Below are 14,091 nucleotides of genomic sequence, written 5' to 3' on the forward strand. Positions count from 1 at the left end.
AGTTTTGGTTTTCAGCCTTTTCCGATAAAGTCCATCCGAGCTACGCACTCCACATGACTTTGATAGGACTCAAATGGGAAGATCATGAAACATGGTATACCTCAAATGGGTATTCCGCTCCAAATCCCTTACTGATTGAAATCAGTAAGGGATCATGGCTCTATAGTAACAGCTATTATCGTAATGTAAAGGGAGATGTAACGCACATTTTGGATTACACCAACCCTTCGGGTTTTAAAACTCCGAGAACCTTTGGAACAGGAGATGCCGATTTTTCGTATGGCTACTCCTTTTTGTATTTTTTTCGGTACTGTAGCGGGGTGTGCCCGGTAAGATGCTTGAATACACGACCAAAGTGAGCAATGCTGTCAAAACCCGTTTTTTCAGCAATGGAAGTCACTTTCCAGTTTGTTTCTCTCAAGTACACACGAGCCTGCTGGACCCGCACATCCTGAAGATATTCTACTAAGGTAAAACCTGTTGTCTGCTTGAAAATACGGCACAAATACGTGCTGCTAATATAAAAATGCTCAGCCAGCTGATTTAGCGACAGGCTCTCGGCATAATGAGCATGCAGGTATGCAATGACTGAGTACACGCGTTGCTGCTTTTCGCTACGTTCCGGTGCAATGGTATCGGCAGTGGCTGATTGTATGCGTCGGATGCGGATAAGGAGCTGGAGTAGCAAGCTTTGGAGATATAGTTGGCGGTAGGCATGTTCTTGGTAGTATTCATCCAGCATTTGCTGGAATAGATGCTCCAGCTCGCATTGTTCTTCCGCGGAGGGGCGAAGCAGAAAGCTTTTTTCTGGCAGAAGAGGCTGGTTCTGATCGCTGGAGGGAGAGACAGTCATTGGCGAGGCTGCAAATTCTTCATCAAAGTTAATCAAAATCCGTTCATGGCTGCCGCTACCCTTGTTACTTGTACGGTGAAAATCATGTTTGCTAATCCAAATCAGATCGCCCTTCTGGAGCGCGTATACCCGCTGATTAATGTAGTAGTAGCGCTCTCCTGCCAGCAAATAATAGATTTCGTGCGCTTGGTGGACATGGTCGGCGGACATGCTGAATGGCACCGTCCGTAGCGCTTGCTCAATGGCAAAGCGGGGTGTAGCGATCATATCGATAGTCTCCTTTAATGAAAGAATACATAAGGATAATATATGTATATTTTTTGGGAAAAATCATAATAAAAGCGAAGATTTCGCTCTTTCTTATACTATAAAATAAAAGCAATTCATGTAAAGGGTGTGAGCCAATTGGCTAAAATCAAATATGCGCTTGTGGGTACCGGAGGAAGAGCCGAATTTTTTTACGGTGAAGTTGTTACGGTTTTCAAAGATACCTCGGAGCTGATCGCGTTCTGTGACGTCAATCAGACGAGAATGGATTATGCCAATCGGCTGTTGCAGGAGAAATACGAGCATGAGCCGATTCCGACCTATAAAGCTCACGAGTTTGATCGGATGATCGCGGAGACGAAGCCGGATATCGTCATTGTCACGACCATTGACCGGGTGCATCATCGGTATATTATCCGGGCGATGGAGCTGGGCTGTGATGTCATTTCCGAGAAGCCGATGACGGTGGATGAGGACAAATGCCAAGACATTCTGGATGCCATAGACCGCACGGGACGGAAGCTGCGCGTCACCTTTAACTACCGCTATGCGCCGCATAATACGAAAATCCGCGAGATTATTATGGACGGAACGCTCGGAGAGGTGCTGTCAGTCAATTTCGAATGGCTGCTAAATACCCAGCATGGCGCGGATTATTTCCGTCGGTGGCACCGGGATAAGCGCAATAGCGGCGGTCTGCTGGTGCATAAATCGACGCATCATTTTGATCTGATGAACTTCTGGCTTGGCTCGAAACCGGAGACGGTGTATGCGATGGGAGATCTGAAATTTTACGGCCGGGAAAATGCGGAGCAGCGTGGCGTGACGGAGTTTTATCAACGGGCTTACGGCAGCAAGGCAGCGGAGAATGACCCCTTTGCGCTACACCTGGACCGTAATGAGCATCTAAAAAGTATGTATCTGGATGCTGAGCATGAGGATGGCTATGTGCGGGATCAAAGCGTATTTGGCGACAATATCAGCATAGAAGATACGCTGAGTGTCATGGTGAAGTATGAGAACAAGACGGTGATGAACTATTCGCTGAATGCTTACATGCCTTGGGAGGGCTTTATCATCGTATTTAATGGCACGAAGGGACGGATGGAGGTTCGGGTATCCGAGCAATCCTATGTTAATTCCGGTGGCAGCAAGGCAGATGAGGGTGCGCTAAAAGAGAAGACCATCACGATCTATCCTCACTTTGCAGCACCTTATGAAGTTGAGGTAGAAGAAGGCGTAGGTGGTCATGGCGGAGGAGATCCAGTTATGCTGCGGGATATTTTTGATAAGCCGGCAGAGGATCGGTTCCATCGTGCGGCCTCACATATCGACGGTGCATGGTCCATTTTAACTGGCATCGCCGCCAACCGCTCTATGCGTACAGGTCAGCCAGTGAAGGTGGAGGAACTGGTGCGTTTGTAATGAGTAGTAAATTTAATACCGAATAGACCCCTCTAACTAGATTGAACAGAGGGGTCTTATTTTGGTATTCAAATATAGAATGCACCTTACATCTTACGGCACTTTATTTTATTATTTATCGGCAGTCAGTTCCCGGGTCCCCAGTTGTTGTACAGGACGATGGTTATCGGGGAAAATGGCAGCAAACTGGTTGATTTGGTCTGCGGACATTTCAATAGGCTGCTCCAGCACTGTCCAATTTACATGTTCTGTGCATGGCGGGGTAGTCAGCGATCCGTTGTAGCGAACGGAGTGCAGGTCTTTTGGCAGCAGCGCAGCGAGATTTATTTCTTCATCCAGAGCCGCTTCTTGGGAAATATCCTTCGGCAGTTTGGACCAAATGCGGTTGAAAGCCTTGTTTTCTTTGCCACTTTGGATAAGGACCCCTAAGACAGCTGTGCTTCCGTTGTCGCTTTGATGGACAAAATGAAGCTCCATTTCAGCATTTTTACCATCAATTTGATGTTCGCTCGGGTGGTGAAAGTGAAACTGCTTTAAAGTGAATTTAGTACCGTCCAGCATGATGTTATTGCTGGCATCGGCAACATTGATTTGCACAGTGTGCCCATTATTCAAAATGGATGCTTTCGTTTTAGTGTAATGAACTTGCAGCGGTTGCTGTGTTTGCGATGCTTCCAGATGGGTATGCTCTATATTGACAGGAGATTGTTCGTGGCCGTTACCACAAGCAACAAAATCTTTTTCCAGCTCTCCCCAATGTTCCGGTCCCTGATCTCCTTCATAGGACCAGTGTGGGCCTTTCTGAACAACTGCATGAGCGTTGTTAACTGATGAGGATGAAGTGCTAGTGGTACTAGAAATGGCGGGCTGTGAATTGCATCCTGTTACCGATACAGCCAAGATAATGGCAAATATGCTGAACAGGCAACCTTTCCAGTTTTTTTTCATGTTTCTTTATCCTTCTTCCAAAATAGAATATGTGAAACTTTTTACATTGTAAATTATTGTACAAAGTTCCTACAAGGGTCCAAGGACTTAGAAAGAAGCGTTTTTGGATTAAATAGTTTTAAGTTAGATTTATATTTGTCCTTTTTGGGCAAAAATTACTATAATAATGAGTGTACATTACAAAATAATTCCATATCTATTTAAAGGAGAGATCTACATGAAAGCAGCAATTGTTACAAAAGACAAGAAAGTCAGTATAGAAGAGAGACCTTTGCGTTCCTTGAAGCATGGAGAAGCGTTAGTCCAAGTTGAATACTGCGGAGTTTGCCACACAGATTTACATGTGAAAAATGCAGATTTCGGTGATGTCACAGGCAGAGTTCTAGGGCATGAAGGTATTGGAAAAGTCATTGAATTAGGTGAAGGAGTAACCAGTCTTAAAATTGGTGATCGCGTAAGTATTGCCTGGATGTTCGAAAGCTGCGGTCATTGTGAATATTGCCTAACTGGGCGGGAAACGCTGTGTCGTGAAGTTAAAAATGCCGGATATACGGTAGACGGTGCAATGGCAGAGCAATGTATTGTCACAGCTGACTACGCGGTCAAGGTACCAGATAGTCTTGATCCTGCCGCTGCAAGTAGTGTAACTTGTGCAGGGGTTACAACATATAAAGCAGTTAAAGTAAGTGAAATCAAACCAGGCCAATGGATCGGTATCTTCGGCATTGGCGGCTTGGGTAACCTGGCGGTGCAATATGCCAAAAATGTATTCAATGCTAAAGTTGTAGCCTTTGACATCAGTGATGAAAAACTAGAACTGGCCAAACAAATTGGTGCTGACTATATCGTTAACAGCATGAAAGAAGATCCGGTCGCTCGTGCCAAGGAATTAACAAACGGTGCTGGTCTGGATGCAACCGTGGTTACTGCTGTTGCCAAAACACCTTTCAACCAGGCCATCGACGTTGTAAAAGCTGGCGCGCGTGTTGTAGCTGTAGGTCTTCCAACCGATAAGATGGATCTGGACATTCCTCGTCTGGTTCTGGACGGCATTCAAGTTATTGGCTCCTTGGTCGGCACTCGTGAAGACCTTAAAGAAGCGTTCCAGTTCGCTGCAGAAGGTAAAGTCGTCCCTCTTGTACAAAAACGTCCGCTCGAAGACATTAATGAGATCTTCGAGGAAATGGAGCAGGGCAAAATCCAAGGACGTATGGTTATTGATTTCACAAAATAAAATGAAATCGAATTGGTAACCCTTGGAATTTAGAGAGAGGAAGCGCCTGCTGATGTATTGCAGGCGCTCTTTTTGGCTTTACAGCTTATTCAGAATGTTATCTTCCAAAACCGCAGATTTATCCCCATATTCTTTGATGATATGTCTTTCTCCCCAGGCACAAAGAGAATCTAAAATGCTTTTCAGACTACATCCATATTCACTAAGCTCGTACTCCACTTTGGGTGGAACCTGATTATAGCTAATCCGATTGACAATGCCGTCTTCCTCTAATTCACGAAGCTGCTGAGTCAGCATTTTTTGTGTTATGGAAGGCATCATCCGTTTTAATTCGCTTGTCCGCATCTTTCCATGTGTCAAATGACACAAAATCACGCATTTCCATTTCCCCCCGATCACCTCTAACGTCGCCTCAACAGAGATATTGTATTTTTTCTTCCCCAATGCCGATCCCTCCATGTGTATCGCTTTCTGTTATACATACCTTAACAGCCTGTTTTAATCAAAAAGAACTTTATTTAGGGTACTTTTTGGTACCTATATCACTAAAAAGTACGTACTGTTCATAATTGCTTGAATAACTCATAATAACATCTGTTGGTTGAAGATTTCTATAGATAGGAGGGAAAAACATGTCGCCAGAATCAAAAGGAAGTATATGGCCATTACTGGCTCTAGCCGTAAGCGCCTTTGCGATTGGGACAACTGAGTTCATCAGCGTGGGACTGCTTCCCCTCATTGCTGAAGACTTGCACATATCTGTAACGATGTCCGCACTAACTGTAACGCTGTATGCATTAGGAGTTACCATCGGGGCACCTGTCTTGACCTCATTAACATCAAGTGTTCCCCGTAAAACGTTGCTGTTGTGGATCATGATTATATTTATTGCAGGTAACAGCCTTGCTGCGGTCTCTAGTGGAATTGCCTTGCTGCTGATTGCACGTGTGATCTCGGCGTTCGCCCATGGGGTGTTCATGTCCATCGGTTCCACCATCGCGGCCGATCTTGTGCCGGATGATCGTCGAGCGAGTGCGATTTCCATTATGTTCTCCGGGTTGACCGTAGCCACAGTCACAGGTGTACCTTTGGGTACCTATATTGGGCAGCAATGGGGTTGGCGGGCTGCATTTATGGCGATTGTGGTCGTCGGTGTAGTGGCACTCATGGCCAATCTGATTCTGCTGCCATCTACACTGCGCAAAGGGAACAAGACTCCTTTCCGCGAGCAGGTCAAACTGGTTACCAATGGTCGCTTGCTACTTGCATTTATCATTACAGCTTTGGGGTATGGAGGCACATTTGTGGTGTTTACTTATTTATCTCCATTACTCCACGACATAACCGGATTTCAGCAAAGTACGGTAACGTTTATTCTTTTGCTGTATGGAATTGCGATTGCCATCGGGAATGTCATTGGCGGAAAAGCAGCAAACCGTAAGCCGCTTTCAGCTTTGTTTTACATGTTTCTGATTCAAGCAGTGATCCTTTTTCTCCTGTTGTTCACGGCACCTTTTAAAACGGCAGGACTGATTACGATCTTCTTTATGGGATTGCTTGCGTTTATGAACGTGCCCGGGTTACAGGTATATGTAGTCATGTTAGCCGAACGGTTTGCACCCAAAGCTGTCGATGTTGCCTCTGCTGTTAATATTGCTGCTTTCAACGCAGGGATAGCCATCGGAGCTTATGTAGGCGGGATTGTAACGGATTCACTCGGTCTCATTCATACAGCCTGGATCGGGAGCATTATGGTTTTCGTTGCGGTTCTGCTCACAGGCTGGAGTCGTATGCTCGAAAAAAGGGATACAACCACCATTGCAGGTTAAAGCTTTTAAAAAATAGAGAGGAAGATACAAAATGACACAAAACTTACAAAGCACAACATTGTTAAACAACGGAGTTCGTATGCCTTGGTTTGGCATCGGGGTATTTAAAGTGGAGGAAGGTTCGGAGCTGGTCGATGCTATAAAGGCTGCTGTAAAGCATGGCTACCGCAGTATAGATACAGCTGCAATCTATGCGAATGAAAGCAGTGTAGGGCAGGCTATTCAGGAAGCCCTTCAGGAAAATAATCTGTCCAGAGAAGAACTGTTCGTCACGTCCAAAGTGTGGAATGCAGATTTAGGCTATGAAGAGACACGAGCAGCTTATGAAGCCAGTCTGGATAAGCTGGGTCTGGAATACCTGGATCTATATCTGATTCATTGGCCAGTTCAGGGAAAGTATAAAGAAGCTTGGAGAGCGTTGGAATCCTTGTATAAAGAAGGACGGATTAAGGCAATTGGAGTCAGCAACTTCCAGATTCATCATTTGGAAGATCTCATGAAAGATGCTGAAATCAAGCCAATGATCAATCAGGTGGAGTTCCATCCACAATTAACCCAAACCGAGCTGTTGCAATTCTGTCAAAAGAACGACATTCAAATGGAAGCCTGGTCCCCGTTAATGCAAGGCCAATTGCTGGATCATCCGGTACTGCAAGACATAGCGACCAAGTATGGTAAATCGGTGGCGCAAGTGATTTTACGCTGGGATGTGCAGCAGGGAGTTGTCACCATTCCCAAGTCTACCAAGGCGCATCGGATCGTCGAAAATGCCGATATTTTTGACTTCGAACTGACGCGCGAGGATATGGATCGAATTCAGGCGTTAAATGCCGATCTTCGGGTAGGTCCAGATCCGGATAACTTTGATTTTTAAAATTACGTTCATCATGAGACGCCGTTTCCTTCTTCACTGAAGGGACGGCGTTTTGTGCATGATGGGTCTGGAGCCACAGCAATCCAATCCCGCCATATGGTATTATAGGGTTATGTGAAAAGAGACGTTTTGGAAGCTTGTGAATACGAAAAATCTCCGGGGGACTTCATGAATAAGACAATTGCAGATATAGCCCAAATGGCTGGTGTATCCAAGAGCACGGTATCCCGTTTTTTGAACGGCGGGTCTGTCAGCGTGGATACGAAACGAAAAATTGAAAAAGTGGTTAAAGCCACGGGCTATGTGCCCAATGCCTTTGCCCAGAGTCTTAAGGCGAAGCGGACCAACATTATCGGCACCGTTGTGCCGCGTCTGGATTCTTTTGCGACATCCCATACGCTGATGGGGATTGATGAGGAACTGCGTTCTCAGCATTATCAGATGCTGATCTCCAATACGAGCCAGGATGTACAGCGTGAAATCGAAGCCATTTATGAGCTGGGCCGACAAAAGATTTCGGGTATCATTTTGCTGGCTGCTCAAATTACAGACGACCATCTGACCGCGATTCGTGACATCGGTATTCCAGTGTTGCTGGTGGGCCAGCAGCACGAGCAGCTTCATAGCCTTATCCATGATGACTATCGTGCAGGATATGATATTGGCACGTACGTTTTGTCTCAGGGACACCGCGAAATTGCCTACGTTGGTGTTACTGAAAAGGATGTTGCCGTCGGTGTGCAGCGCAAGGAGGGCTTTAGGCAGGCTGTACGCGATGCATTGCCTACTGAGTCTCGTACGGACGATGCGATGCAAGCAGCAGGGTATGATATCAGATACTATGAGACCGGATTTAAAATGTCCGATGCACGAATTGCTGCATCCGCTATTTTGGACAATTTCAAGCCAACGTTAATGGTGTGTGCTACGGATAATATTGCGCTGGGCGTAATCAATGCGGCTTATTCCAGAGGGATTGTCATTCCGTCGGATTTGTCGGTAACTGGCTTTGGGGGATACGATATTACGGAGGTCATTCACCCTGCGCTGACAACCGTTCAATATCCGTATATGGATGCTGGACGTGTAGCAGCGCAAAATATTATGCGGCTGGTAGAACATAAATCGGTAGAAAAAGTGACGGTCATGAATTATTCCCTTATCGAAAGAGAAAGCGTTGACAAACGCTGAACAAGTGGATTATAATTTCTTCGAAACCGGTTCCATAGTATACGGACATAAATGGAATCGGTTGCAAATCCATGGATGAGCATTTTTTTAATCGTATGGGAACCGGTTCCGAAAGAATATTTTTTTCACTAATTTGGAACCGGTTCCTGAGGCGAAGTTTTAATAAAAATGAGGTACAACTATGAAAATGACAAGAGAACAAAAGTATCGAATGATCGAGCAGGCAGAGCCCGGTGAAATAGCCAGCTTGGAGGAGAAAGTGGAGCAATGTCACTGGCGGCAGGGGTTTCATATCCAGCCACCGACAGGTTTGCTCAATGACCCTAATGGCTTTTCGTATTACCAAGGTGAATACCACTTATTTTATCAGTGGTTTCCACTCGGAACGGATCATGGGATGAAATACTGGTATCATTTGAAATCCAGAGATTTGGCCACATGGAATAGTGCGGGTATTGGCATTGCACCTGGGGATTATTTTGATTCACATGGGGCTTACTCAGGCAGCGCACTGGAGCATGAGGGCAAATTATATATGCTGTATACGGGAAATGCACGAGATGAAGATTGGATCAGACATCCTTATCAATGCATGGCTGTTATGGACGAGAACGGTCGCATTACTAAATGGGAGCACCCCGTTATTTCCAATGTGCCAGAAGGGTATACAGACCATTTTCGTGATCCCAAGCTATGGAAAGACGGCGATAGCTTTTACTGTGTGATTGGTGCCCAAAGAACGAATTTAACAGGCTGCGCCGTCCTCTACCGATCAACCGACCTTCATTCATGGGAGTTTGAGGGAGAATTGTGCACAGGGCTGGAGTCGTTTGGCTACATGTGGGAATGTCCGGATTATTTTGAACTGAACGAAGCAGGTGTCTTGATCTTTTCTCCTCAGGGCTTGGAGCCTTCCGGGGATGAAAATCACAATATTTATCAATCGGGCTACGTAATCGGCAAGCCGTTAGATACCGGTACAAAAATACTGGAGCACGGCGCATTCCACGAGCTCGACAGAGGCTTTGACTTCTATGCGCCACAGACGATGATTGACCCGCAGGGGCGGCGTATTATGGTGGCATGGATGGGTCTGCCGGATATCGACTATCCCACAGATCCGAACGGATGGGCTCATTGTCTGACATTACCAAGGGAGCTTACGCTTCATGAGGGCAAACTCTTGCAGCGGCCAATTCCTGAGCTGACTACGCTACGCAGAAATCGTGAGGATCGGGTAGCTGACACGTTATTCTCAGAGAGCAAAACCTATGAAGGATTTACAGGTACGGCCTATGAGCTGATCTGTGAGGTAGATCTTTTAAGCGCTAAGATGTTTGGTATTGAATTCCGTGCGAGTGAGACTGAGAAAACGGTAATTAAATATGATGCCATCAGTCGCAAACTTGTATTGGATCGTTCGCAATCAGGTGAGCCTGTAGCCACTTCGTATGGTGAGATACGGCAGTGTTCATGGGATAAAGATCATATCAAACTTCATTTGTTTGTAGATACGTCTTCGGTTGAGATTTTCGTCAATGATGGGGAAGAGGTGTTCACCAGTCGTATTTTTCCGCATCCAGAGAGTGACGAAATACGCTTTTTTGCCGACAAGGGAGAGGCTCTCTTCCAGGCGGTGAAATGGGATTTTACATGAGTAGGCTAAAACATCAAGTGGATCGTTAATCATCAAACATAACGGAATCAACGAGAGGATGAACATCATGGCGGAGAACAGAGAAATAGCTAAAGAAGTGATCCAGGCAATCGGTGGGCAAGAAAATATTGCATCTTTTGCTCATTGCGCGACGCGCTTGCGGATTATGGTGCATGACAAGGAGAAAATTGATCAGAAAAAAGTTGAGGAGATCGACAAGGTCAAGGGTGCTTTCTTCAATTCCGGGCAATATCAGATTATTTTTGGTACAGGTACGGTAAATCGAATTTTCGAAGAGGTCGAAAAGCTTGGCGTGACTGGTTCATCTAAAGAAGAGGTGAAGAGTCAGGCGAAAAAGGAAGGGAACGTCTTCCAGCGCTCCATCCGTACCTTTGGTGATGTGTTTGTACCGATTATTCCTGTGCTGGTCGCTACAGGGCTGTTCATGGGGCTACGTGGCTTGCTCACTCAGCCGCAAATTCTCGCTCTACTTGGCATGACGCCACAGGACATTTCACCCAATTTTCTATTGTACACACAAGTATTAACAGATACGGCCTTTGCTTTTCTGCCAGCGTTAGTCGCATGGTCAGCCTTTAGAGTATTCGGTGGTAGTCCAGTGCTGGGTATCGTTCTCGGTCTGATGCTGGTAAATCCAGCCTTGCCCAACGCTTATAGTGTTGCGGACGGTTCAGCCCACCCGTTGACGATGTTCGGATTCATTCCTGTGGTGGGCTATCAAGGCTCGGTATTGCCAGCTTTCTTCGTGGGCTTGATCGGAGCCAAGCTGGAGCGGGCGCTGCGCAAACGGGTGCCTGAAGCGCTAGATTTGATTCTCACACCGTTTTTAACACTGTTGATCATGATCACTTTGGGATTGTTTGCCATCGGTCCGATTTTCCATTCACTCGAAGAATGGGTGCTGCACGGAACAACGTTTGTGCTGGATTTGCCTTTCGGTATTGCAGGGATTGTCATCGGTTTCTTGCATCAGATTATCGTTGTTACAGGTGTGCATCATATCTTTAATTTCTTGGAGATTCAACTGCTTGAAAAGAACGGCGCGAACGCCTTTAACGCCATCATTACCTGCGCTATGGCTGCTCAAGGTGCTGCCTGTCTGGCGGTTGGACTGAAAACGAAGAATAGCAAGCTAAAAGCGTTAGCACTTCCTTCCTCGTTGTCTGCTTTTCTGGGGATTACGGAACCGGCTATTTTCGGGGTCAACCTGAGATACATGAAGCCTTTTGTCATGGGGCTTATCGGTGGTGCGGTTGGCGGTTTTATCGCTTCACTCTTCCATTTGGCGGCTACAGGTATGGCAGTTACAGTCATTCCAGGCACGTTGCTCTACATGAACCATCAGCTTCCGCTTTACATTTTGGCGAACTTGGCTGCTATGGTTGTAGCCTTTGTCCTGACCTGGATGTTTGGCTATAACGATAAAATGCTGGAAGAGGTCAAAACAGCGGGTTCTTCAACTTAATATGATTTCGGAATAAGCACAGATTCGCATATAAATGAACTATAACGGTCGCCCTACTTTGGAGCGCTCTAGGCCCTTGTTGAAAAGGGATGCTAGAGAAGCTTCCAGGTGGGGAGACCGTTTTTTATAGACTTTATCATTACGTATCCGGATACGTAATTTGGCTTTGGCCAACAATCGGCTCATAACGCAATGGTTTCAGAGCATCTCAATGAAATGGACTTCCCACCATATTCTTCAATTGCTAATTCGAATTCATTATTGAGCGGTTTGACGCCTGAAGAATATAACGTAGTTATCAAAAATGCGAAACCCATAGAATCAATTGCTGTTGAAAAAGAGGTTTTTGCCGTTTATGGAAGATATACAGATGAAAATAGGAATTTTCAAATTAAAGCTTCAGGTTTTGGAGAATATCAGGTAATGGTACTTAACCACGATTATTATGTTTTTTATGAACTCGTTATAATACTAATATTTTCTAAAATACGTAATACATCTTTTGAGAAGGGAGGTGTGTGCGTGTGAACAAGCGATTAAGAACAAGTGTTGTTGTCTTAGGTCTAACTGTTCTTATCGGAGGGGTTATAACCGTCATTCAATACGACAAGGATACGTATAAAGAACGGCATTTAATCGAAATCTTTTTTAATCGAGTGAAACAGTATCGGCGCTGGGCAACTCGCTATGACAAGACAGCGAGCATGTTCAAGGCTTTTTTGGCGTTGATTTCGATAAGGATGTGGCTCAAATAGGTTTGCGTATAGGCTCTAATCAATCTAATTAGGTCGATATTGTGGATGATCCTGGATAACGGCCGCATTCATCATGCAGCCCAAGTGCAAGATTTCTTGAAGCAGCATCACCGATTACAATTTGTTTTTCTGCCGAAGTACTCGCCTGACCTTGACCTGATTGAAGGTTTATGGAAGTGGCTAAAGAGCGATGTCGTTCACAACGTATTTTACAAGAAGTTTTATCATATTCGAATCAATGTCGCAGCCTTCATGAAACGCGTCAATGACAAATCGTTGGAGGTCATTGATCGCTTGGGAATACGAATGTAATTCAAAAATTCAGTCTATGTAGAATTTATATAAACGATCAATTTTACAAATATCAATAAACATATTATTGTAAAAATAAAGAAATTGGAGGTGGCTTGACAATGAAAATTCTTATAGTAGGCTATTTTACACAAATTTCAAAATCAAATATTAAAAAATATTTTCCTAATGACTGGGACATTGTAATTGTGCCGCCGGGAAAAGAAATGCTGCATCATATTGGAGACAGTCAGGTAATCATACCTGAACATATCAAAGTGGATCGCGACTTACTTTCCATGGCAAAAAAATTGAAGCTGGTACAGACGGGTGCAGGGTATGATAATGTAGATATTGATGCCTGCACGCAACTAGGTATTTGGGTAGCTAATGCTGCAGGAGTGAATGCGCAGGCAGTGGCCGAGCATGTAATGGCGCTGATGTTGTCTTATTATAAAAACATACCCTACCTTGATAGATTCATGAAAACCAGAACAGATGAAAAACAGTTGGATTATACAGGAAGTGAATTAAAAGGTAAAACGATAGGAATTATCGGCTTTGGTGCTGTCGGTAAAAAAGTAGCTGAGTTTTGCAGGGTTTTTGATATGGATGTGCTGGTTAATGCTAGACATGCCGTTGTACAACCTGACAGCTTTGTAAAAATGACGGATTTCGATAATCTTGTAAGCGTATCAGATATAGTCACTGTACATACGTCACTGAATCCGCAAACCAAACAACTGATTGATAAAGGAGTATTCAAAAAGATGAAGAATACCGCACTTTTTATCAATACGGCTCGCGGTGGGATTGTCAATGAAAATGACTTAATAGCTGCTTTAAAAGATAAAGAAATTTCAGGAGCATGCTTGGATGTGTTTGAATCTGAACCGCTTTCAATTGACAGTGAACTAAGGGATCTGAGTAATGTCATACTTACTCCCCATACTGCTGGCATGCCAGATGGCGTCAAGTTGCATAAAAAAAGATATGATTTCTTTGTGAATAATATAAAGCATATAAAAAACGGTGAAGAACCCGAAAGCAAGCTTAATCAGGTGTTATAGTTCTGATAATTTTTCATTTTATTAAAAAAGCAGTTCATCAATTGGCCGCTCTTTATACGTGTCCTGGTCATACGCCCGCTTCCTCCTCCGGTCTCCTTGCTCGGAATCCATTACCGAATCATCTGCCTGTCCCGGTGTCAACTCAAAGCGGAGCAGATTCGCCAGTGCATCAACCACGAACGCCAGAAAAAGCTGTAGGCTGAAGACCAAG

Annotated in this window: 14 protein-coding genes and 1 pseudogene; 11 read left to right on the plus strand and 4 right to left on the minus strand. The window is 44.8% G+C overall.

Annotated elements, in window-relative coordinates; translation table 11 throughout:
- Positions 1 to 283: 283 nt before the first annotated feature.
- Complete coding sequence (locus tag ACYCS5_RS16275; RefSeq protein ID WP_459759793.1) at positions 284 to 1,120, minus strand: helix-turn-helix transcriptional regulator; 837 nt, start codon at positions 1,118 to 1,120, stop codon at positions 284 to 286.
- A 138-nt stretch (positions 1,121 to 1,258) separates the two neighbouring features.
- On the opposite strand from ACYCS5_RS16275, the gene ACYCS5_RS16280 reads away from it, so the two are divergent.
- Positions 1,259 to 2,545 (plus strand): Gfo/Idh/MocA family protein, encoded by a 1,287-nt coding sequence (locus ACYCS5_RS16280; RefSeq protein WP_341038386.1) that lies wholly within the window; start codon positions 1,259 to 1,261, stop codon positions 2,543 to 2,545.
- A gap of 111 nt (positions 2,546 to 2,656) precedes the next feature.
- On the opposite strand, the gene ACYCS5_RS16285 is transcribed toward ACYCS5_RS16280, so the two are convergent.
- Positions 2,657 to 3,493, minus strand: a complete 837-nt coding sequence (locus ACYCS5_RS16285; RefSeq protein WP_341038387.1) for a carbonic anhydrase — start codon at positions 3,491 to 3,493, stop codon at positions 2,657 to 2,659.
- A gap of 217 nt (positions 3,494 to 3,710) precedes the next feature.
- Between ACYCS5_RS16285 and adhP the strand changes: the two genes are divergently transcribed.
- Positions 3,711 to 4,727, plus strand: coding sequence for an alcohol dehydrogenase AdhP (adhP, locus tag ACYCS5_RS16290; RefSeq protein ID WP_029516874.1), 1,017 nt, complete (start codon positions 3,711 to 3,713; stop codon positions 4,725 to 4,727).
- 78 nt (positions 4,728 to 4,805) lie between these two features.
- Here adhP and ACYCS5_RS16295 read toward each other — a convergent pair whose 3' ends face one another.
- Positions 4,806 to 5,171: a winged helix-turn-helix transcriptional regulator gene (locus tag ACYCS5_RS16295; RefSeq protein ID WP_013368959.1), complete on the minus strand. Its 366-nt coding sequence runs from the start codon at positions 5,169 to 5,171 to the stop codon at positions 4,806 to 4,808.
- 188 nt (positions 5,172 to 5,359) lie between these two features.
- Between ACYCS5_RS16295 and ACYCS5_RS16300 the strand changes: the two genes are divergently transcribed.
- The 9 genes and pseudogenes from ACYCS5_RS16300 (at position 5,360) to ACYCS5_RS16340 (ending at position 13,880) form a co-directional block, all read left to right on the plus strand.
- Positions 5,360 to 6,556 carry an MFS transporter gene (locus tag ACYCS5_RS16300; protein ID WP_340953823.1) on the plus strand — a complete coding sequence of 399 codons (1,197 nt, stop codon included), beginning with the start codon at positions 5,360 to 5,362 and terminating at the stop codon, positions 6,554 to 6,556.
- A gap of 31 nt (positions 6,557 to 6,587) precedes the next feature.
- Positions 6,588 to 7,430: an aldo/keto reductase gene (locus tag ACYCS5_RS16305; RefSeq protein ID WP_039274230.1), complete on the plus strand. Its 843-nt coding sequence runs from the start codon at positions 6,588 to 6,590 to the stop codon at positions 7,428 to 7,430.
- A 168-nt stretch (positions 7,431 to 7,598) separates the two neighbouring features.
- Positions 7,599 to 8,621, plus strand: coding sequence for a LacI family DNA-binding transcriptional regulator (locus ACYCS5_RS16310; RefSeq protein WP_165149230.1), 1,023 nt, complete (start codon positions 7,599 to 7,601; stop codon positions 8,619 to 8,621).
- Positions 8,622 to 8,802: 181 nt separating this feature from the next.
- Positions 8,803 to 10,278 (plus strand): glycoside hydrolase family 32 protein, encoded by a 1,476-nt coding sequence (locus tag ACYCS5_RS16315; protein WP_165149228.1) that lies wholly within the window; start codon positions 8,803 to 8,805, stop codon positions 10,276 to 10,278.
- A gap of 67 nt (positions 10,279 to 10,345) precedes the next feature.
- Complete coding sequence (locus ACYCS5_RS16320) at positions 10,346 to 11,764, plus strand: sucrose-specific PTS transporter subunit IIBC (protein WP_029516869.1); 1,419 nt, start codon at positions 10,346 to 10,348, stop codon at positions 11,762 to 11,764.
- 192 nt (positions 11,765 to 11,956) lie between these two features.
- Positions 11,957 to 12,292 carry a hypothetical protein gene (locus ACYCS5_RS16325; protein ID WP_165149226.1) on the plus strand — a complete coding sequence of 112 codons (336 nt, stop codon included), beginning with the start codon at positions 11,957 to 11,959 and terminating at the stop codon, positions 12,290 to 12,292.
- Entirely contained in the window at positions 12,289 to 12,519 is a 231-nt protein-coding gene (locus ACYCS5_RS16330) for a transposase (protein ID WP_029516867.1), read from the plus strand. The genes ACYCS5_RS16325 and ACYCS5_RS16330 overlap by 4 nt, the downstream gene beginning before the upstream one ends.
- A 45-nt stretch (positions 12,520 to 12,564) precedes the next feature.
- Positions 12,565 to 12,831: pseudogene (locus ACYCS5_RS16335) on the plus strand (transposase); the annotation flags it as partial.
- A gap of 101 nt (positions 12,832 to 12,932) precedes the next feature.
- Complete coding sequence (locus ACYCS5_RS16340) at positions 12,933 to 13,880, plus strand: NAD(P)-dependent oxidoreductase (protein ID WP_165149222.1); 948 nt, start codon at positions 12,933 to 12,935, stop codon at positions 13,878 to 13,880.
- Between the two features lie 21 nt (positions 13,881 to 13,901).
- Here ACYCS5_RS16340 and ACYCS5_RS16345 read toward each other — a convergent pair whose 3' ends face one another.
- Positions 13,902 to 14,090, minus strand: a complete 189-nt coding sequence (locus ACYCS5_RS16345; protein ID WP_318628182.1) for a hypothetical protein — start codon at positions 14,088 to 14,090, stop codon at positions 13,902 to 13,904.
- Position 14,091 lies beyond the last annotated feature (1 nt).

The sequence above is a fragment of the Paenibacillus sp. SEL3 genome, assembly GCF_054602585.1.

Bases quoted from the DNA above. Each gene is read 5' to 3' on its own strand.
- ACYCS5_RS16300 (WP_340953823.1), top strand. From the start codon at position 5,360: ATGTCGCCAGAATCAAAAGGAAGTATATGGCCATTACTGGCTCTAGCC.
- ACYCS5_RS16340 (WP_165149222.1), top strand. From the start codon at position 12,933: ATGAAAATTCTTATAGTAGGCTATTTTACACAAATTTCAAAATCAAAT.
- ACYCS5_RS16275 (WP_459759793.1), bottom strand. From the start codon at position 1,120: ATGATCGCTACACCCCGCTTTGCCATTGAGCAAGCGCTACGGACGGTG.
- adhP (WP_029516874.1), top strand. From the start codon at position 3,711: ATGAAAGCAGCAATTGTTACAAAAGACAAGAAAGTCAGTATAGAAGAG.
- ACYCS5_RS16315 (WP_165149228.1), top strand. From the start codon at position 8,803: ATGAAAATGACAAGAGAACAAAAGTATCGAATGATCGAGCAGGCAGAG.
- ACYCS5_RS16305 (WP_039274230.1), top strand. From the start codon at position 6,588: ATGACACAAAACTTACAAAGCACAACATTGTTAAACAACGGAGTTCGT.
- ACYCS5_RS16310 (WP_165149230.1), top strand. From the start codon at position 7,599: ATGAATAAGACAATTGCAGATATAGCCCAAATGGCTGGTGTATCCAAG.
- ACYCS5_RS16320 (WP_029516869.1), top strand. From the start codon at position 10,346: ATGGCGGAGAACAGAGAAATAGCTAAAGAAGTGATCCAGGCAATCGGT.
- ACYCS5_RS16285 (WP_341038387.1), bottom strand. From the start codon at position 3,493: ATGAAAAAAAACTGGAAAGGTTGCCTGTTCAGCATATTTGCCATTATC.
- ACYCS5_RS16325 (WP_165149226.1), top strand. From the start codon at position 11,957: ATGGTTTCAGAGCATCTCAATGAAATGGACTTCCCACCATATTCTTCA.